Genomic DNA, 16,155 nt, shown 5'->3' with positions numbered 1-16,155 from the left:
AAGTCGATGCGGCCGCTCTGGAGCGAGGGCGGAACAGAAAGGCCGCTCAAAAATCAAATCTGAGTGGTCGCGCCCCGAGCAGACGGGTTTTGCAACACATTCCACCTTGATGCGGACGTAAACAATAGAAGCCCCGGGCGGTTCATTAGCTATTCGACGACTTCCGCTTCTGGCACTAAGCCGACAGCCTCTGACTCTCGCTAAGCAGAGAAAGCCGACGAGGACGACTTGGGCATAGTGCGTCGCATATTTGCGAAACGTCCCATGTGTGGACGGCACCCCGTTGGCAAGGACTTTTTGGTTTGTCGCGCAGTGCTGGTCGGTAGCGCCCATGTGTCCGGCCTTTTTTCTCGGCGCGAACACCGATGGCCTCCATGCTATCCGCAAGATCAGCTCCCGATCAAAAGCACGCGCTCAAGGCGCCCTGGGACAATTGGGTTTTGCTGATCTCGGTGGTCGACCGCTTACTGCATGACTAACCTTTTGGCGGTCCTGTTCGGCCAGCTGGGGGTGAAGACGGTCTCGCGTCATGTGGGTCCCGTCTGCGCGAAGGTCGCTGTTCCAGTCATCGAGGCGTGAGGCGAGGATGAAGACCTCGATGCCTTGGGCGGCGGCGGTAAAGATGAGGCGCTCGGTGGCGGACCTGCCGGCGCGGCCGGCCTCCATCGCGATATACAGGCGCTGGAGGGAACGCGGGAGTTCCATGGCGCCAAGGTGGGCGGCGGAGGATGCGGCGGCCATCGGCATTTTCGGCAGAAGCGATTTCAACGCGAGCATGGTTTCAACCCCTTCGCCTGCCGCCATGACGTCATCGGCGAGACCGAAGCGCACGGCATTTCCGAGGATGTTGCCCATGGACAGCTTGGGTTCGGTGACGGCGGCCTTCGTCGTTCCGTCTTCCGAGAGGTAGATCCTGAGGAGGCCGGTGATGTCGCCCGCAAGCGAGGTGACGCCCGCGATCAGCGCCGGAAGCTTCTGTAAGGTCGCGTTGTCGTTCCCCCGATAATAGCAGCCGGGGTGAAAGCGCAGCGAGGGGAAGTCGAGGGCGGTGGTGATGGAGCGGTTGCGGAGGTAGGTTTCGGCCGGTGTGCCGCGAAGGGGTGCGGACGCCTTGAACAGGCGGCGGGCGGCTTCGGGGCTGTTGCGCGGCGCTGGCGTGGTGGCCGGCCGGGTGATGTGGCGTGGCTCGGAGAGGAAGGACAGCACTTCATCGCGGATGTCGTCGTGGGTGGCGAGATTGCGGTTCAAAGCGATGAGGTCGATAAGGTCGCCGTGCTCACCGGTCGCCGCGTCGGTCCACTTTCCCGCCGCGCCATGGCCGTAGCTTGGGCCAACAAGGCGCACCCACATCGATTGGCCCGGCGCGTTCTGCACGTTGCCGACGATCCAGTAACGACCGTTTTTCTTGCCGTTCGAAAGATAGTAGGCGCACACCGCCTCGGCGTGGGCGGACAAGCGTTCTGAGAGCTGCCGGAAGGCCTGTGTCATGTCAGTTCCTCCCTTCAGTTGGCGACCGGGTATTTGCCGAGCAGTCGCGCCAGCACGTCCTGGGATTCGGCGCCGATGGGAACGAAGAGGCGGGTCTTCCAGGCGATCATCTCGGTGAAAAGGCCCATGGCCTTGAGGAGAGGCAGCGCGTCGGCGTCGAAGTTCTGAAGTTCGACACGGGATTCGCGCATCACCGTGACTTTCAGGAGGCGTTGTTTGGATTCGAGCATGACGATGCCGCCGTCCATGACCTTCTGCCAGATTTCGCCCTGGTTGAGAGGCCGCGACGTTGGGGTGGCGAAGGCGCTCAAGCACTCCGGTGGAACCAGGCGGCCGATGATGCGCTCCCCGGTTTCGGCGGTGAAGCGGTAGACGCGCGGGTTGTCGAAGGGCATGCGCTTCCAGATCGGCAGCAGCAAACCGGTGATGATGTGGAAGCGGCTCTCCTTGAATTCCGGCACGGCGGCGGCTTCCGCTGTCCACAGTTGCGAAAAGGTCTTGTGGTCGCAAGGTTCCCAAGCGGTCTCGTCAATTTCATCGCGGCCGATCGCTTGGTCTTCGGTCGGTCGGAGGAGCATGACGCGATGTTGGACCGTGCCATCTTTTCTCGTGAGACTTGACCACGGGATTTCGACGGCGGCGCGTCCCGAACGGGTGTTGGCGAGACGGCGGGAGGTTGACGCCTGGAGCAGCTCCTCGGCGAGTTCGAGGGTGCGGGGGCGGTTCCTGTCCTTGCGGGCGATCTCGAGGATCTCGGTCGCGGCGCTGGCGCTGGCCGAGGTGGCGATGCTGTTGCGGCCGATGATGGTGAGGCGCTCGGCGGTGATGGTTTCGAGGCCGACCTCGTAGCTTCCTGCAGCCATCGCGCTTTCGACATTGGCGGCAATCAGGTTCTCGAAGGTTTCGAACAGCGCGTTCTGAAGCCCGATCTCCAAGGCCAGCACCCGATTGAGGAAGCGGGAGATGGGGGGCAGGTCATCGAGGAGTTGCCCTTCGCGGGTCGTGAGGGTGAGGCCAGTGGCCTCGATGAAGCGCTTGAAGGAACAGCAGGTGATCTTGCCCTCGACGATGAGGGCGTAGAACGTGCGTAGCGCCTCGCGGGCATAGCTGTTCTCAAGGCTGTCGCTCGCCTTGAAAAGTCCGTGCCCGCCGGTCTTGCGTTCCCCGCGCGTGATGGCGCCGAGGGAATCGAGCCGCCGGGCGATGGTCGAGAGGAAGCGTTTCTCACCGCGCACGTTCGTGGTCACCGGACGGAAGCGGGGTGGTGACTTTTGGTTGGTGCGGTTGGTGCGTCCGAGGCCCTGCACGGCGGCGTCTGCTTTCCAGCCACCTTCCAGAAGATAGTGGATGCGCTTCCTTTGGTTCTTGGCGCCGAGGTCGGCGTGGTAACTGCGGCCGGTTCCGCCGGCGTCGGAGAAGATCAGGATGCGTTTCATGTCATCCATGAAGGCCTGGGTCTCGCCGATATTGGCGGTGGCCGGGCGGGACTGGACGGCAAGCACGTCGCCGCGCGGCGTGGGCCGCTTGACGATGCGCCGTGACCTTCCGGTGACTTCGGCCACCATGTCCGTGCCGAAGTGGTGGATGAGTTGGTCGAGCGCGGCCTGCACCGGGGGCAGCGCGGCAAGATGCTCGATCATGGTGTCACGCCGGTGCACGGCCTCGCGGCATTGGACCGGGTTGCCGTCATTGTCGTAGACGGGGCGGCAGCATTCGTTGCCCTCGTCATCGGTGTAGACCTCCTGGAGCTGCGTGGGGAATGAGTGCTTGAGGTAGTCGAGAACGTATTCGCGCGGCGTGACGTCAACCGAGAGGTCGTTCCATTCGCCGGGAGGAATCTCGGAAAGGCGGCGGTCCATCAATGCTTCGGACGTGGAAACCAGCTGCACCACCACGGCGTCGCCGCGCGCGAGGTCGTCCTCGATGGACGCAATGAGGGTCGGGACTTTCATTCCGGTGATGAGGTGCAGGAAGAACCTTTGCTTGGCGGATTCGAACGCGGACATGATGGCCGATTTGGCGCGGGCGTCGCGGGCTTTGCCCTGCTCGTCGTTGATGTTCAGGGCTTCGAGCGCCGCGGTGAGGTTCGAATGGATCATCTGGTAGGCGCCGGCGTAACTGTCGTAGATCTTGACCTGTGCCGGGGTGAGCGTGTGCTCGAGCATCTCGACTTCGACACCCTCGTAGGAAAGAGAGCGGGAAACGTAGAGTCCAAGCGCCTTGAGGTCGCGCGCCAGCACCTCGGCCGATGCGATGCCGCCTTCGTGCATGGCGGTGACGAATTTCTCCCGTGTTTCGAACGGAAGGTCGTTGGAACCCCATAGTCCGAGCCGCTCGGCATAGGCGAGGTTCTCGATGACGGTGGCGCCGGTGGCGGAGACGTACACGATGCGGGCCTGGGGCAGCATGCGTTGCAGCTGGAGGCCCTTGATGCCCTGTTGGGAGCCTTTCTGGGCGCCGCGCTCGCTGCGCGAGGGGGCGGCGTTGCCCATGGCGTGGGCCTCGTCGAAGACAATGACGCCGTCGAAGTCTTTCCCAAGCCAGTTCACGAGTTGATCGACCCTGGCGTGGTGGTCGTCGGTTTCCGAGCGCAGCGTGGCGTAGGTGGTGAAGAGGATCCCCTCGCGGAGCGTGATGGCTTTCGAGGGTTTGTAGCGGGATTGCGGAACGACCTGCAGCTTTTCCTGATGGAGCGCCGACCAGTCTCGTTGCGCGTCTTCCAGGAGCTCATCGGATTTTGAGATCCACAGGGCACGTCGCCGTCCCTTGAGGAAGTTGTCGAGGACGATGCCGGCGACCTGACGGCCCTTCCCCGCGCCGGTGCCATCGCCGAGGAAGAAGCCCCTTCGGTATTGGATGGCGCCGGGTTCGTTGTCCCAGGCGGCCTTGAGCGTGAAGGTCTCGGGGTTCAATTGCCAGTGGCCGGCGAGGAAGCCGGAATGGGCTTGCCCGGCGTAGATGACGGTTTCGAGCTGCGCGTCGGAGAGGAGCCCTGCCTCCAGCATCGCCGGGATGATGTGCGGGCGGTATTTGGGTTTCGGCGGTGCCACGGACGCCATAGCGGCGGATTGCACGAGCTTGGTCGGGTGGGAGCGGGCGCCGGCGATGGTTATGCGCTCGGGGCTATACGGTTCATACAACGCGTCGCTGATGCTCCGGGCCTGGGGGGCGTCGAGGATGTCATAGGCGAGTTCGATGCCGGAGGGCGGCGCGAAGACGACCGGGCTACAGCCGGCCGGGGACGATGTGGACGCGGCCGGAGAGGGTGCTGGGCGTGGCTGAACGCCAGGGGTGAAGGATGGGCTGACCGTGGCGCGCGGGGGGAGATGTTCGAGCAGCATGGCAAGCAGCTCGCGGGGGCCACCACCCTGGAACCGCATGTGCTGGTAGCTGTACAGGTGGGGCTCTGCGACCTTGTCGATGACGGTGAGGCGGGTCGCCATATTCGTCCCATGTCGTTTGAAGCCGCCGGCATGGAGGGCGAAGGTGAAGCTGACGCGCGCCCCCAATTCGGTAACGCGGGTGAGCATGGCCGCGTGGTCGGGCGCGAAGGGATTGAGGCCAAGGCTGGTGATCGCAACCAAGCGGCCGCCGGGCGCCAGGCGCGCGAGGGCGGAGCGCATGTGGCGGAAGTCGACGCCGGCATGGGGGCCGGTGACGTTGGGGGATGAGGAGAAGGGCGGGTTCATCAACACGACCGACGGGGAGAGGGCGCGCGGCAAGCGGTCGTCGATATGGTCGGCGTTGAAGCGGGAAAGATGCGCGTCGGGGAACAGGCCCTCGAGGATGTCGCCGCGGTCGTTTCCAAGCTCATTGAGGATGAGCTTCGCACCCTGGGCTTCGGCGAAGACAGCGAGCTGGCCTGTTCCGGCCGAGGGTTCGAGGACGACGTCATTGGCGGTGACGGCACTGGCGAAGGCCACCAGCCAGGCGAGTTCGAGCGGCGTCGAGAATTGTTGAAGCTCCTGGCTCTCCTCGCTGCGCCGGGTGTGCGTCGGGATGAGCGCGCCGAGTTTTTCCAGCATGGAAAGCAGGGGGGCCGGTGTTTTTGCACCCTTGGCCATCGCGGGCAGGTAGTGGCGCAGGAACAGGACCTGGGCGATTTCAACGGCCTCGTAGGCGTCCTTCCACACCCACGCCCCGGAAGCGTCTGTCGCCCCGAAGGCGGCTTCCATGGCGGAGCGGAGAATGCGGGCGTCCAGCGCCTGGCCGCCTACGAGCGATTTGAGGAGGGTTTTGCCCGCCGCGATGAGGGCGGGGGCGTCGGAGACTGAAGAAACGGCGGGAAGGCTCGGGGAAGGAAGGATGCCGGTGGCGGCGGGCAGGGCTGGGGTCATGGGAGAAGCTCCTCGGCTGGTTGAGGGCCGGGTGGAGCCTCGCCTCTCGAGACCCCTTCCGGCTCGGCCGAGGGCCCCTTCCCTTTCTCTCTCGGTGGGGTGGCGTCACCGCGCGCTGGGGACGTGGGGAAGATCAACGCCGAGGTCGTTGACGTTGGCGATGAAGATGACGTCGCCGATTTCAGAAATGACCCCCTCATCGGGGTTCAATGCCAGGTGGGCATTCGCGGCGTTGTCGTTGGCGAAGATGGCGGTGACGCGCACCGCCTTGCCCATGGTGGAGACGTAGATGCGGGTGTGATCGGGGAGGGCCGGCATGGTGGAGGGTCCTTTCTCATCGGCCATGGCGGTTGCAGTGGTGCCAGTTGGGCCAGCGTTGCCAGCCGTCGGTGTCGCCGGAGGGGTCGCGGTGGAACCATGCGGCGTCACCATTGAGGTAGACGTTCAGAATGGAGCCGTCGTCGAAGGTGTAGCGGGCCGAGGTGCCGTTGCGAGTGCGGTCCGTCACATGCGCGGTGGGGGACCACGCGTGGGATCCACGCAGTCGCTCCATTTCAGTGACGGCAATTGGCTGTAGTTTCATTGTGCCCATCATGAAACCGTTCCCGGCCCATCGACGGTTGGCAGGGACGCCAGTACGTGCTTCGCCTGGATGCGGATCTCGGTGATGCGGTCGACGGCGTCGGCACCAGAAAGGTCTTCATCGCCGTGGAGTTCCGGAAAGTCATTGTCAAGGCGGCGGAGGACCGCTTCCATGCGGTTGAAGAGGTCCATGAATGCCTCAGGCTTGTCGAACAGGGTTGCTGGTGTGGTGGTCATGGTCGTGAGTTCCTTTCAGGTTGCGGCGTCGGAAAGCTTCACCGTCAGCGCGACGCCTTGCGCTGGACGGTCGTGAGGACGATCTGCTCAGGCGTGAACTCCATGACCAGGTGCGTGGGCTCTTCGCGGCGGAACCTGATGAAGTCTTCGAGGGGAAAGAAGTCCACGCCGTCATCGCCGCCGAAGGAGGCGCGCTTGTTGGCCCACCATTCCTCGAACGGCATCTTCGTGGGATCGCACTCGAGGGCGTAGATCACGAACGGCTTGTCGCCCTCGCGGCGCTTGCTGTTCACCTCGCCATCGGTGGTGTTGGCCATCAGGTAGACGCCCTCATCGCCGGCGAGCCACAACCCCTTGCCGGTGACGTCGCCGTAAAGCTTGCGCGCGGTGGTGGCGGTGATGACCTCTGTGAGCAGCTTCTCGATGCCGTCCCAGGGAAAATGCAGCTTCATCGCTTGTCCTCCCCGTTGGCGCGCGGGGAGATGATTTCGAAGCCGAAGGTTTCCGGCCGGAACGAGTAGAAAAGCCCGGAGCCCTTGGCGGCGTAGGCGGTGCGCTTGCGCCCCCTTCCCCGCACGAGCACGCAGGTGAACTCGCTGTGGCTGGTGCCGTCGCGGAAGGTGACGGGACGCTGGGTGCGGAAGGTGTCGCCGGGCTTGGGCTTCGCCGCGCTGGCGCTGCGGGTCGCCTTGTGCCTGGCGCGGCAGGCCTCGCGCCATTCGGGGCCGAAGGCGCCTTGTCCCTCCTTGAAGGGCGAGGCCGCCCTGAGCAGCCGTTCGGGGCAATCCTTTTCGACCGGGCCTGCGGTCTCGCCGAGGTCCTTGTAGGTGAATTCGCCGCCGGAGCGGCTGGTCAGCACCACCAGGATGTAGCGGTGGCTGCCGTCTGGCTCTGTGACGTAGGGGCAGCGGTCCTCCGCGTCGGCGATCTTCAGGGTTTTCCTGATGAGCACGTAAACTGTGTTGCCGTGCTGGGAATGGTCGAGCCATTCCCATTTGGCGAAGCTGTTCTCGTCGGCCAGCTCTTTGATCAGCAGGTTGATGGTGTCGCGGCCCATGTGGGCGAACGAGGTCGAACCCATGGCGGGTTTCTCCTTAGTTGCGGGTTGGTGGTTGGGGTCAGTGGCGGTTGAGGGCGGTCACTGCGGCGATCGCCGTGTCGATGTCGGCCTGGGCGGACGCGAGGCGCCGGAGGGCTGTTGCGGCGTCGGTGCAGTCTTCGCCGCTGGACAGCTCGATCATCAGGAAGCGGAAGAGGCCGTCGCCGACGTCATCGAGGGCGTCTTTCCAGCGTGGGCTTCGTCGCAGGTGGCGGTAATCGCCGCCGCCGTACGTGGCGCACACGGCCGCTTGCCACTTGTTCATGAAGGCGCTCATGACAGCGCCTCCGTGCGAATGATGTCCCATGGAACGACACCGCGTCGCGGGGTCGTGGTCGGAATAGCGCACACCCCGTCGGGGCGGTCGTGGGTTTCGTAGTTCTTCCGCCAATCATCGACGGCCTGGTCGGCGGAGTGGGCCCAGGTGAACAGGTCGCGGTTGGCGTCGACGCTGGGGTTATCGGCGATGAAGAAGAGGATGAGGGGTGGCGTGGGCGTGTCGGGCATGGAAGGTTCCTTTCGCATGACCCGGCCTTCGGTCAGGACCTCTCCTGTGCCTCCGGCCGGTCACCCGGCCTCCCTCCTCTTTCCTCTCGGTGAAACCGCCGGAACGCTTTTGGCGGTCGCGGCCCGCGCCACAGGCGCCGCGCCACCGATCGTCACCCGGATGGGCGGAGACGCTAAAGCGGCTCCGGCCGCCCCGCGCTTTGCAAAAAGCGCGGCAGGCGGCTAGAGCGGGACCGCGCGCAGCGCGGGGGCGCACCATTTCGCACCTAGGAACTTGGCATGCCGAAAATCAGCATCATCACCCCGACCCTCAACCGTGAACAGCATCTGCCCGCGATCTGGGACTGTGTGCGCAGCCAGACCATTCAAGACGTCGAATGGCTGGTGCACGGCGACAGCGTGCAGGAATCCCAATTCATGAAGGAGCTGGCGGAGGAAGACGACCGCGTGCACTACCAGCATTCGAAAAATCAAATGTGGGTGGGGGCCAAGCGCAACGAACTGGTGTCCAAAGCCAAGGGCGACACCATCATCCACTTCGACGACGATGATTATTATGCTCCCGGTTACATCGAGGGCATGCTGACGTTCATGGCGAATAGCAACACCGACTTCGTGAAGCTGTTTGGGTTCTTCCTCTATCACCAGCGTAGCGGCTATTTCGGGTATTGGGACCTCGAAGTGGCCTTCCCGGTGCACTACATCATGGATCCGCGACTTGCCGATCTTCATGCGGGGCCCAAGCACCGCAACGATCAGGACCAATTTGGATACGGCTGCTCCTACGTCTACGCGAAGAAGGTGTGGGACAGGCAGCCCTTCCCTGATGTGAAGTTCGGCGAGGACCAACCCTTCGCGGAAGCAGCGGGGAAGGCCTTTGCCTGCGCGGGTATGCAGGACCACGGCTTCTTGATGGTCCACGTCATCCACAACAGCAATTCGTCGATCGTTTACCCGCAGCAGATATTGCCGCGCGATGTCGGGGTGCAGTTGTTTCCGGGCTTCACGCCGCCGGCGGCAGCGACGGTCGCGTGAGGCAGCGCACGGACAGGAGCCGTGGCTTAGGAGACGTCTCCTGTGGTGGGGTCGATGGCGTAGCGCGCGATGTGGTCTCCGAAGACGATGAGGTCCTTGTCGCCCATGCCGGAAAGGATGAGCTCGGCGACGCGGTCGGAGACGATCTTCCTGGTCAGCGTCTGCTCGTCGATGCCGAAGGTCACTCTGATGCCTTGGAATGGCAACGGCGTATTGTCCGAGACCTGGAGTTGCCAGCCATCCGCCGGAACGTCGATGGAAATGGCTTGGGGGTTACTGTCGCGGATGGCGTCGTTCATATGCGTGGTCAAGAACGCGTTGAATTGAACGCGCTCGCCGTCGCGGGTGAAATGGACGTCGTCGGTGTCTTTGACACCGTTGGTGATGCCGATGTCGGCCAGTTGAGCTTGGAAGCCGGCTAAGTGGTCTTCGTCGACGACGAGTGTGGCGTTCGCGTCGGCGGGGCGCTGGACGGTGATGTTGAGGAGGATGGTTTCAATGCGCCCTTCTCTGTCGCGTTTTTCGAAAATGCGCAGGATGGCGAGCGTGATGCCCTTGGACTTTGCGAATTGCCGGGCCTCCTTGGTGTAGTCATTGCACGTGATGACGACGGCTTCATCGGCGCGGGTGTCGGCGAAGACGGCCCAGAAATTGCGGATGATGCCGAGGTCGACCTTTGCACCTGAGAGGTCGAAGTCCTTGCATTCGATGATGATGCGCCGTCGTGCTTGGCCGGACACTTCCACGGTGACATCAATTTGGTGTTTGACCTCGGATTCGCCGCGGAGGTTGAGATCGTGGATGACCGCATGCTTGTCGTTGAGGGCCTTGAGCACGAGGGCGGCGAGCATTTCATAGCGGGTTCCGGCTTTGCTGGTGGCAAGCCGATGATATTTGTCGAACAGTTCGTCGTAGCGGGAGCGGGCGGGAGGCTTCTTGTCGGTCATTGCGATTACTTCAGGATGAACTTCGCCTTGAGGTCGCGGAGGAGCTGATAGGGCCCGATGCAAGGGACACCGAGGTCGGCACAGATGTCGGGGATTTTTACGACGCGGCGGGCATCGCGGTTGCTGGTTTCGTAGGTGACGACGGTGTGGCCGTGGGCGAGCGCAAAGGCGATGAGCCAGGGGTCGGCTTTTGCCATGAAGGTGGCGATGGCTTCATCGAACAGACGGCCACGCTGGCCTTCCACATGGCGAACGACGGTTTGGTAGGCGCGTTGAACCGGTTCCGCGTCGATTTTCATCAGCCAAGGGGGGCCGTTGCGGCCCTTGATCCAGACGGCCAAGTCATCCTTGCCGTCGGCCAGTTCGTCGTAGATGGCGCGGACGCAGAGAAGGTTGCCGGACGCGGCCTCGCGGTCGATCCAGTCCCAGTATGCGGGACAGAAATCGAAAGCGTAGTGCAGGTTTTTGGCTTGGATGAAGGTGTTCGCGTCGAGGCAGTAGGCCATGTCACCCCACTTCTCTTTGGAGGTCGCGGAGCTTCGACGGTTTGACGGAAAGAAGGGCCCCGGCGTCCCTTAGGAGCAACCGTCCCTCGAAGGCTTCGCGCAGAACGGCGCGGGCGAAGGTCGGGCTGTTGCGCAGCTTGGCCATGACGTAGAAATCCGGTCCTCCGCTGCCTTTTTCGTGGGTTGCTTCTTGGCGCGCTTCAAAGGCATCGGTTGCGGCGCGGACGAAGGCGGTATAGGCGCCGCGGTCGATGCGGCCTAGATCAAGGGCGCGTCGCGCGATGACGATGGTGCTCACCTTGAACTCGCGCGCCAAGGCGTCGGCGTTTTCCTGGAGGGTCAGGGTTTCGTTCCAGCGCTCGCGAAATTCCGCCTGGCTGACGAGGAACTCGGCGGCGACCTTGTTGCAGAAGACCTCGATGGGGTCGTAGCCCTCGGTGGACGTCGAGATGCCGAAATTGGAAATGGCGCTTTCGTTGATCCAGATGTGCACCAGCTCGTGGCAGAGCGAGAAGATCTGTGCTGCGGCGCTGTCGCCGGTGTTGACGAAGATGAGGGGTGCGTAGCCGTCGCTCAGCGCAAAGCCGCGGAATTCGTTGACGGACAGTTTGCGGTGGGTGTTGTTGCCGACGAGGCTGTTCCTGAGGACAAGAATGCCGGCGGTTTCGGTCTTGTCGACGAGGCCGCGGAACATGGCTTCCCAGTTGGGGCAGCCACGTCGCCATTCGGCATCGACACCAAGCGTTTCACGAATGGTCTGCGCTACGGTAATAGCGGAATCTCGTATGGAAGCACTGCCGACAAAATCAAGCTCGTCGGCGCCGCTGGCGATGAGGTGGTCGCGGTACCAGGCCTGCTTGTTTTTGGCGTCCTGGTAGACGGCCATGAAGTCGGCGCCGAGGGCCTGGGCGGTGTCGTCACCCAAGCGGCGGAGGTCGGCGATCGCCACAGTTTCGTGCGGCGGTTTTTCAAGGAAGAAGTAGCCGAAGGGGACGCGCAACAATTTTGCGAGGTCGCGGGCCTTGGCAAACGACGGGAGTCCTCTGTCCTCTTCCCATTCGAGCACATCCTCGGGCGTGACTTTGAGTTTGTCGGCGACGATGTCGACCGTGAGCCCGGCCCGCTGCCGGGCCCATTTTAAGACTTCGCCGGTGACAAGCGCGTGGACCATGGCGGAATCATACTGGAGGCCGTTGCGCAAGGGAATCCCGTCGCCGGCGGGAAAGGGCGCCCGATGCGGCAGTAGCGCCACGGCGGGGCTTACATCGAGTGTTCGTCTTCCTCTTCCGGTGGGAAATCGGCGTCGAGCGGCAATTCACACCGGCACCAGACCTGACCGCAGCCGTGGCACACGGGGTGAGTCTCGATCTCGTCTTCGTAAGGTGCGAACGTCGCGCTCTCGGCGTAGGCGACGCCGGGGTTAACTTCGGCCGGGCCCCGCTCCTTCTTCCCGGTATCCCCGTTGTAATCGGGGAACGCAGCGACGGCGGCGCTCTTCTCGTTTTCGGCATAAGGACCGGCGAGGAGCTTTCTGACGGCGCGGGCGCAATGGAGGTCATCGAGGACGGCGACCACCATGTCCTTGCCATGGTCGCGGGCGGCAACCAGTTTTTTAGCATCGCCGATGTCGAGCAGCAGGGGTTCTTTGTGGATGGCGACGCGAACATCCAGCGGGAATTGCCCGATACAGGGCTTGCCATTCCAGTCCGGGGCATAGCTGACTGTGACGCGGCCTCGGCCATCGAGGCCGTAAATGACCGCCCTGCGGTAGGTCATCGGCCCATCTCCTGTTCGTCCTCGTCTTCGAACAGCGGCCTGCCTTGTTCGTCGCAGATGCGGCAGGTGGTGACGTCGCTGGGGCGCTGGTCTCGTTCTCTGAAGATGCTTCCGATGGCGGACTTGTATTCGATCTTTGTGATGTCGCCCCGGAGGTATTCCCGTTCCACGGCGGCGAGCGCGCTGTCGATCGTCTTCATCGGCCTTGCTCCTGTTCCCGCACCATCGCGTCGAGCTGGCGGCGCTTCACCGAGTAGAGTTTCTTGATGCGGCCGGTGCGGAGTTTCTGGACCCGCTGGATGGCGCGCTTCTTGGCCATCTGGAACAGCTTCTCTTGGCGGGCGCGGAAGTGTTTCTCGTTCATGGAAAGCTCCGAAGGGTTGGGAAGAAAAAAGGGAGCCGGTGGTCCGGCTCCCTGGTCGTTGCGTGAGCCGGGTGGCTTACATGGCGCGTTCCTCTTCCTCTTCGTGGTCGTCGTCGGGGACGCGGGCGTGACCGGTGCGTTCCGGGCGTTCCGTTGCGGGAGCTTGTGCCTCCATGTCCTTCTCCATGCGCGGTTCCCACTTTTGGACATCGCCGGTCATCATCAGGTCGTTCTGTTTGTCGGTGCCCATCCATGAACCGATCGAGAGCAAGGGTTCGCCGTTGCCCGGGTTGGCATAACCGAAGTAGTTCGGCTGCTTCGGGTTCTTCTCGCGATTGGGGTTCAGGAACAGCACCACGTCGTTGGGCTTGATCTTCATGGGTTCGCGGTTGTCCTTCATCGCCATCTCGATGGTGTAGTCCTGCTGGGGCGCGGCGTTGGCGTAGAGCGCCATCTGGTCGTCGGCGCTGAGGCCGGTTCCCAACCGGCCGGTGAGAACGCCGGGGAGGTTGCCGTTTTCCTTGCCGGTGTAGTGCGGCCAGAGCGACACGTTGCGCTCAACCGTTGTTCCGGGTGGGAGCAGCTTGCCGGTGAGCAAGGGGCGTTTGTCGCCGGGTTCTTTTGACTTGTTGAGGAAGACGCGGAAGCGGAGCGGAGAGTCGGAGGTATTGGCCATTGATGGTCCTCATGGGGGCGGCGAACCGCCGTTGAACACCGACCGAAGTTCGTCGGCGCCCAAGATAGAGAACATCAAAAAAGCCTTATGCAATCGATGTTTTTTGACGATCGGGGTAGCGCGGGGTAGCGGGGGAAAGCGGGGGAGAAGCGTGACCATCACGTTTTCGTGTGAGGTCTTACGGGCGGTCGACGTTGTTCGGTTCAGCGAATCGCGTAGCTGCCGTCCGGCGCATATGGGGGTAGCCGGATACGAACGGACGGCCCCGTGGGGCCGTCCATGAACCGGCTAAGGCTTACCGCCCGCCGCGACGACTCTTGCCGGCTTTGGGTTCTTGGCCAAAGGGCGTGAGATCGGTGTCGTCTCCGGTGCGGCCTTCGCCACGGACGTCCATGTCAGCCAGTTCTTTTTCCATTTGGGCGAGGTCATCCGCGCTCATGCTGAAGTCCGGGCCGTCGGAAACTTCGGTCCCCGGCGCCGCTTCGCGTTCGAGCGGGAACTGGGTCTTCCCGCCGATGAAGAAGTAGCCTTCGCGGTCCTGGTGGTTCCAGCCGCCGATTTCCACGAGTTGGCCGTTGTGGTTCCAGTACCCGTAGTAATCCGAGGGCTTGGTGGGCTGGCCCTTGGCGTTGAACTTCTCCTTGCCTTCCTTGGGCTTCTTGTGCTCGTCGGCCTTTTCGAAAACGACGACCTGGCCCGGGCGAAGGGGCTTGTTGTTCTTGCCGTAGAACACGGTCTTGGAAGCATCGGCTTGCGCGGCGATGGCGTCGGCCTGTTCTTGGCGGGTCATCTTCGGCGAGATGAGGTCGGCGTTCCCGCCCAGCACCTTGAGCTTTTGGACGCTACCGTCAGCCTTGCTCACATAGTCGTATTCGTTCGAGTAGAGTCCGGCGCGGAAGGTCATGTCGGTGCCCGGCACGGCGAGCTTGGCGAAGTAGTGGGGCTTGCCTTCGGCCGCATAGCGGCGCGGGTTGGCGGTGAAGTTGCCTTCAAGGCGTACGGGTTGGTCCATGGCGTCGTCTTTCTTTGGTTGGACGCCGCAAGAGTTCCCTAAAGCGGGGAGGGTACACAACTCGTATGCACAGCGATTGGGCGAAAAAGCATACACGGCGCATGCCGCGCGCATACAAACGACGTGGGACCTTCAAGGAAATCCGCCATGACTTCGTCAAATGATGAAGTCGCAGGTGTGGAAGGGCTGTGCCGCCGGATTGACCACCCGGCTTCTGGTGTCGACACTTCGGCGCGATCCGGGGGAGAAGATGGCAATGGGTTGGTCCTGGTCGGTGTCAAAGGATAAGTCGAAAAAACCGGCGGACGCTGCGGTGGCGCTCAATTCTGAGTCGCGACCTCAAGCTGGGGCGGCACCTGCGCAGGGCGTGGGCTGGCGGCTTGCCACCTTCGCGAGCGAGTGTCTTGTCGAGGATCAGGAAAGCGGGGTGAGCATCACGGCCATTTGGGATGCCTATCTTCGCTGGTGTGGTCGCGGGCGCATGGCGCCATTGTCCTACCCGCTGTTCGTCGGTGAATTCACGGCAGTGGTGCAAGAGGCGGGGATTCCCCGGCGGCAGATCGGTGCCAATGTGGTGTTTCCCACGGTGGGGATGAGGTGAGAAGCATGGCGTGGGCGTCGAAACTGAAAGAGGTGGCCAAGGCGCGTGGCGAAACGCTTGCCCTCAGTCCCGATCTCGAGATGGCGCTGCTTTGTCAGGAACGCATGATGGGCCGGGTCGAAGAGCCCTACGACACCGCGCGCGCGGAAGCGGAACTGGAGAAGGTGCTCACGAACCTCGGCAGGAAAATTGATATTCCGAAGCCGGCGTTTGGTGCGTGGCAGCAGCTTGAACGGATGGTTGAAGCGTATCAAGGGCCCGCGCAGCAGGCAGTGGCGGAGGTCGAGAAGGTCGACGAGAAGCCGCCCGTGCCTGAGATCCAGAAGGTCACCGAGGCGTTGAGGACCGTCGTCGCAGCGGTTGCGAAGGTCTATGCCGAAGAGGCACGCGAGGAAGACGAAGAGGAAGAAGAACACGCGATGGGGCGTTAGCGCGCGCTCCAGCCTTCAAGGTAGACGGCGACTTCACGTTCGGTCAGCGGAGTTGCACGGAGCTTCATGCCCGGTATGCGGCTGGCCATGTTGTCGGCCCGCTCAGGCGAGACGAGGACGGAATTGGCCAACGCCCAACGGGTTGCGTGGCGGGCAAAGTCGTGGACGGTGCCTGGAAAACTGTCGGCGAGGGCATAAAGGCTCTCGACATCGACCTCGTGCTCATCGCGGTTGGTGAACGTGGCGTGCGCAAGGATGTGATGCAGGCTGCGGGCCATGAGGACGCTGCTCCTCGGGGTGATGGCACCGTCGCGGGCAAGGGCCTTGATCTGTTTCTGCCAAGGGTCGGTGTGGACGTCGACGGTTCCGTGAAGGACCGGTTCGTCGTTGCTGCTCTCGAGCGGGTTGCCCCTGGGGGGCAACGTGCCGGAGAGCTGATCAACGATGGACACATGCAGGTCTTTCCTTGGGGTGGAATGATGCGCCGACCCCAAGGTTGATGCAACCTGACCTAAGCTACGGATAAAATGAGAAGACGGTGAGGAGGGAAGAGTTCC

At 63.0% G+C, this 16,155-nt stretch carries 22 protein-coding genes; 4 read left to right on the top strand and 18 right to left on the bottom strand.

What is annotated here, in order from left to right; all coding sequences use genetic code 11:
- Positions 1-414: 414 nt before the first annotated feature.
- The 9 genes from RLW41_RS02500 to RLW41_RS02460 all read right to left on the bottom strand — a co-directional run bounded on the left by RLW41_RS02500 (position 415) and on the right by RLW41_RS02460 (position 8,268).
- Positions 415-1,488: a toprim domain-containing protein gene (locus RLW41_RS02500; protein ID WP_414463342.1), complete on the bottom strand. Its 1,074-nt coding sequence runs from the start codon at positions 1,486-1,488 to the stop codon at positions 415-417.
- A 14-nt stretch (positions 1,489-1,502) separates the two neighbouring features.
- Positions 1,503-5,825 carry a strawberry notch-like NTP hydrolase domain-containing protein gene (locus tag RLW41_RS02495; RefSeq protein ID WP_414463341.1) on the bottom strand — a complete coding sequence of 1,441 codons (4,323 nt, stop codon included), beginning with the start codon at positions 5,823-5,825 and terminating at the stop codon, positions 1,503-1,505.
- A 105-nt stretch (positions 5,826-5,930) separates the two neighbouring features.
- Positions 5,931-6,143, bottom strand: coding sequence for a hypothetical protein (locus RLW41_RS02490; protein WP_414463340.1), 213 nt, complete (start codon positions 6,141-6,143; stop codon positions 5,931-5,933).
- Between the two features lie 16 nt (positions 6,144-6,159).
- Entirely contained in the window at positions 6,160-6,420 is a 261-nt protein-coding gene (locus tag RLW41_RS02485; RefSeq protein ID WP_414463339.1) for a hypothetical protein, read from the bottom strand.
- Positions 6,417-6,644 (bottom strand): hypothetical protein, encoded by a 228-nt coding sequence (locus RLW41_RS02480; RefSeq protein WP_414463338.1) that lies wholly within the window; start codon positions 6,642-6,644, stop codon positions 6,417-6,419. The genes RLW41_RS02485 and RLW41_RS02480 overlap by 4 nt, the downstream gene beginning before the upstream one ends.
- Positions 6,645-6,688: 44 nt before the next feature.
- Positions 6,689-7,096, bottom strand: a complete 408-nt coding sequence (locus RLW41_RS02475) for a DUF3085 domain-containing protein (RefSeq protein ID WP_414463337.1) — start codon at positions 7,094-7,096, stop codon at positions 6,689-6,691.
- Positions 7,093-7,725, bottom strand: a complete 633-nt coding sequence (locus RLW41_RS02470) for a DUF6927 domain-containing protein (RefSeq protein WP_414463336.1) — start codon at positions 7,723-7,725, stop codon at positions 7,093-7,095. The genes RLW41_RS02475 and RLW41_RS02470 overlap by 4 nt, the downstream gene beginning before the upstream one ends.
- Positions 7,726-7,762: 37 nt before the next feature.
- Positions 7,763-8,020, bottom strand: a complete 258-nt coding sequence (locus RLW41_RS02465) for a hypothetical protein (protein ID WP_414463335.1) — start codon at positions 8,018-8,020, stop codon at positions 7,763-7,765.
- Positions 8,017-8,268 carry a hypothetical protein gene (locus tag RLW41_RS02460; RefSeq protein ID WP_414463334.1) on the bottom strand — a complete coding sequence of 84 codons (252 nt, stop codon included), beginning with the start codon at positions 8,266-8,268 and terminating at the stop codon, positions 8,017-8,019. The genes RLW41_RS02465 and RLW41_RS02460 overlap by 4 nt, the downstream gene beginning before the upstream one ends.
- Here RLW41_RS02460 and RLW41_RS02455 point away from each other — a divergent pair.
- Both RLW41_RS02455 and RLW41_RS02450 read left to right on the top strand, forming a co-directional pair.
- Positions 8,267-8,476, top strand: coding sequence for a hypothetical protein (locus RLW41_RS02455; protein WP_414463333.1), 210 nt, complete (start codon positions 8,267-8,269; stop codon positions 8,474-8,476). The two genes, RLW41_RS02460 and RLW41_RS02455, sit on opposite strands and share 2 nt — an antisense overlap.
- 53 nt (positions 8,477-8,529) lie before the next feature.
- Positions 8,530-9,285 (top strand): glycosyltransferase family 2 protein, encoded by a 756-nt coding sequence (locus RLW41_RS02450; RefSeq protein WP_414463332.1) that lies wholly within the window; start codon positions 8,530-8,532, stop codon positions 9,283-9,285.
- A gap of 26 nt (positions 9,286-9,311) precedes the next feature.
- On the opposite strand, the gene RLW41_RS02445 is transcribed toward RLW41_RS02450, so the two are convergent.
- The 8 genes from RLW41_RS02445 to RLW41_RS02410 form a co-directional block, all read right to left on the bottom strand.
- Positions 9,312-10,232 (bottom strand): restriction endonuclease, encoded by a 921-nt coding sequence (locus RLW41_RS02445; RefSeq protein WP_414463331.1) that lies wholly within the window; start codon positions 10,230-10,232, stop codon positions 9,312-9,314.
- Positions 10,233-10,237: 5 nt separating this feature from the next.
- A complete protein-coding gene (locus tag RLW41_RS02440) occupies positions 10,238-10,738 on the bottom strand; it encodes a DUF4411 family protein (RefSeq protein ID WP_414463330.1) in 501 nt (166 codons plus the stop codon).
- Between the two features lies 1 nt (position 10,739).
- Complete coding sequence (locus RLW41_RS02435; RefSeq protein WP_414463329.1) at positions 10,740-11,939, bottom strand: ImmA/IrrE family metallo-endopeptidase; 1,200 nt, start codon at positions 11,937-11,939, stop codon at positions 10,740-10,742.
- A gap of 59 nt (positions 11,940-11,998) precedes the next feature.
- The gene (locus RLW41_RS02430) at positions 11,999-12,514 is read right to left on the bottom strand and encodes a hypothetical protein (protein WP_414463328.1); all 516 of its coding nucleotides are present in this window, start codon (positions 12,512-12,514) and stop codon (positions 11,999-12,001) included.
- A complete protein-coding gene (locus RLW41_RS02425; protein ID WP_414463327.1) occupies positions 12,511-12,714 on the bottom strand; it encodes a hypothetical protein in 204 nt (67 codons plus the stop codon). Before RLW41_RS02425 ends, RLW41_RS02430 begins: the two co-directional genes overlap by 4 nt.
- Positions 12,711-12,878: a hypothetical protein gene (locus tag RLW41_RS02420; RefSeq protein WP_414463326.1), complete on the bottom strand. Its 168-nt coding sequence runs from the start codon at positions 12,876-12,878 to the stop codon at positions 12,711-12,713. The genes RLW41_RS02425 and RLW41_RS02420 overlap by 4 nt, the downstream gene beginning before the upstream one ends.
- Before the next feature lie 76 nt (positions 12,879-12,954).
- A complete protein-coding gene (locus RLW41_RS02415) occupies positions 12,955-13,554 on the bottom strand; it encodes a hypothetical protein (RefSeq protein WP_414463325.1) in 600 nt (199 codons plus the stop codon).
- A 295-nt stretch (positions 13,555-13,849) separates the two neighbouring features.
- Entirely contained in the window at positions 13,850-14,566 is a 717-nt protein-coding gene (locus tag RLW41_RS02410) for a hypothetical protein (protein ID WP_414463324.1), read from the bottom strand.
- Positions 14,567-14,726: 160 nt separating this feature from the next.
- Here RLW41_RS02410 and RLW41_RS02405 point away from each other — a divergent pair, with 160 nt between their 5' ends.
- A complete protein-coding gene (locus RLW41_RS02405) occupies positions 14,727-15,167 on the top strand; it encodes a hypothetical protein (protein ID WP_414463323.1) in 441 nt (146 codons plus the stop codon).
- Positions 15,168-15,172: 5 nt separating this feature from the next.
- Entirely contained in the window at positions 15,173-15,598 is a 426-nt protein-coding gene (locus RLW41_RS02400) for a hypothetical protein (RefSeq protein WP_414463322.1), read from the top strand.
- Here the strand turns inward: RLW41_RS02400 and RLW41_RS02395 are convergent.
- Positions 15,595-16,050, bottom strand: a complete 456-nt coding sequence (locus RLW41_RS02395) for a hypothetical protein (RefSeq protein ID WP_414463321.1) — start codon at positions 16,048-16,050, stop codon at positions 15,595-15,597. The two genes, RLW41_RS02400 and RLW41_RS02395, sit on opposite strands and share 4 nt — an antisense overlap.
- Between the last annotated feature and the right edge of the window lie 105 nt (positions 16,051-16,155).

It is taken from the genome of Hyphomicrobium sp. DY-1, from assembly GCF_047497105.1.
Classification (GTDB): domain Bacteria; phylum Pseudomonadota; class Alphaproteobacteria; order Rhizobiales; family Hyphomicrobiaceae; genus Hyphomicrobium_B.
Note: the sequence above shows the minus strand (reverse complement) of the source record. Positions and strands in the feature narration are given on the sequence as shown.

What these genes read in the sequence shown, in the direction of transcription:
- RLW41_RS02500 (WP_414463342.1), bottom strand. Translation starts at nt 1,488, where the DNA reads ATGACACAGGCCTTCCGGCAGCTCTCAGAACGCTTGTCCGCCCACGCC.
- RLW41_RS02495 (WP_414463341.1), bottom strand. Translation starts at nt 5,825, where the DNA reads ATGACCCCAGCCCTGCCCGCCGCCACCGGCATCCTTCCTTCCCCGAGC.
- RLW41_RS02490 (WP_414463340.1), bottom strand. Translation starts at nt 6,143, where the DNA reads ATGCCGGCCCTCCCCGATCACACCCGCATCTACGTCTCCACCATGGGC.
- RLW41_RS02485 (WP_414463339.1), bottom strand. Translation starts at nt 6,420, where the DNA reads ATGATGGGCACAATGAAACTACAGCCAATTGCCGTCACTGAAATGGAG.
- RLW41_RS02480 (WP_414463338.1), bottom strand. Translation starts at nt 6,644, where the DNA reads ATGACCACCACACCAGCAACCCTGTTCGACAAGCCTGAGGCATTCATG.
- RLW41_RS02475 (WP_414463337.1), bottom strand. Translation starts at nt 7,096, where the DNA reads ATGAAGCTGCATTTTCCCTGGGACGGCATCGAGAAGCTGCTCACAGAG.
- RLW41_RS02470 (WP_414463336.1), bottom strand. Translation starts at nt 7,725, where the DNA reads ATGGGTTCGACCTCGTTCGCCCACATGGGCCGCGACACCATCAACCTG.
- RLW41_RS02465 (WP_414463335.1), bottom strand. Translation starts at nt 8,020, where the DNA reads ATGAGCGCCTTCATGAACAAGTGGCAAGCGGCCGTGTGCGCCACGTAC.
- RLW41_RS02455 (WP_414463333.1), top strand. Translation starts at nt 8,267, where the DNA reads ATGACCCGGCCTTCGGTCAGGACCTCTCCTGTGCCTCCGGCCGGTCAC.
- RLW41_RS02460 (WP_414463334.1), bottom strand. Translation starts at nt 8,268, where the DNA reads ATGCGAAAGGAACCTTCCATGCCCGACACGCCCACGCCACCCCTCATC.
- RLW41_RS02450 (WP_414463332.1), top strand. Translation starts at nt 8,530, where the DNA reads ATGCCGAAAATCAGCATCATCACCCCGACCCTCAACCGTGAACAGCAT.
- RLW41_RS02445 (WP_414463331.1), bottom strand. Translation starts at nt 10,232, where the DNA reads ATGACCGACAAGAAGCCTCCCGCCCGCTCCCGCTACGACGAACTGTTC.
- RLW41_RS02440 (WP_414463330.1), bottom strand. Translation starts at nt 10,738, where the DNA reads ATGGCCTACTGCCTCGACGCGAACACCTTCATCCAAGCCAAAAACCTG.
- RLW41_RS02430 (WP_414463328.1), bottom strand. Translation starts at nt 12,514, where the DNA reads ATGACCTACCGCAGGGCGGTCATTTACGGCCTCGATGGCCGAGGCCGC.
- RLW41_RS02425 (WP_414463327.1), bottom strand. Translation starts at nt 12,714, where the DNA reads ATGAAGACGATCGACAGCGCGCTCGCCGCCGTGGAACGGGAATACCTC.
- RLW41_RS02420 (WP_414463326.1), bottom strand. Translation starts at nt 12,878, where the DNA reads ATGAACGAGAAACACTTCCGCGCCCGCCAAGAGAAGCTGTTCCAGATG.
- RLW41_RS02415 (WP_414463325.1), bottom strand. Translation starts at nt 13,554, where the DNA reads ATGGCCAATACCTCCGACTCTCCGCTCCGCTTCCGCGTCTTCCTCAAC.
- RLW41_RS02410 (WP_414463324.1), bottom strand. Translation starts at nt 14,566, where the DNA reads ATGGACCAACCCGTACGCCTTGAAGGCAACTTCACCGCCAACCCGCGC.
- RLW41_RS02405 (WP_414463323.1), top strand. Translation starts at nt 14,727, where the DNA reads ATGATGAAGTCGCAGGTGTGGAAGGGCTGTGCCGCCGGATTGACCACC.
- RLW41_RS02400 (WP_414463322.1), top strand. Translation starts at nt 15,173, where the DNA reads ATGGCGTGGGCGTCGAAACTGAAAGAGGTGGCCAAGGCGCGTGGCGAA.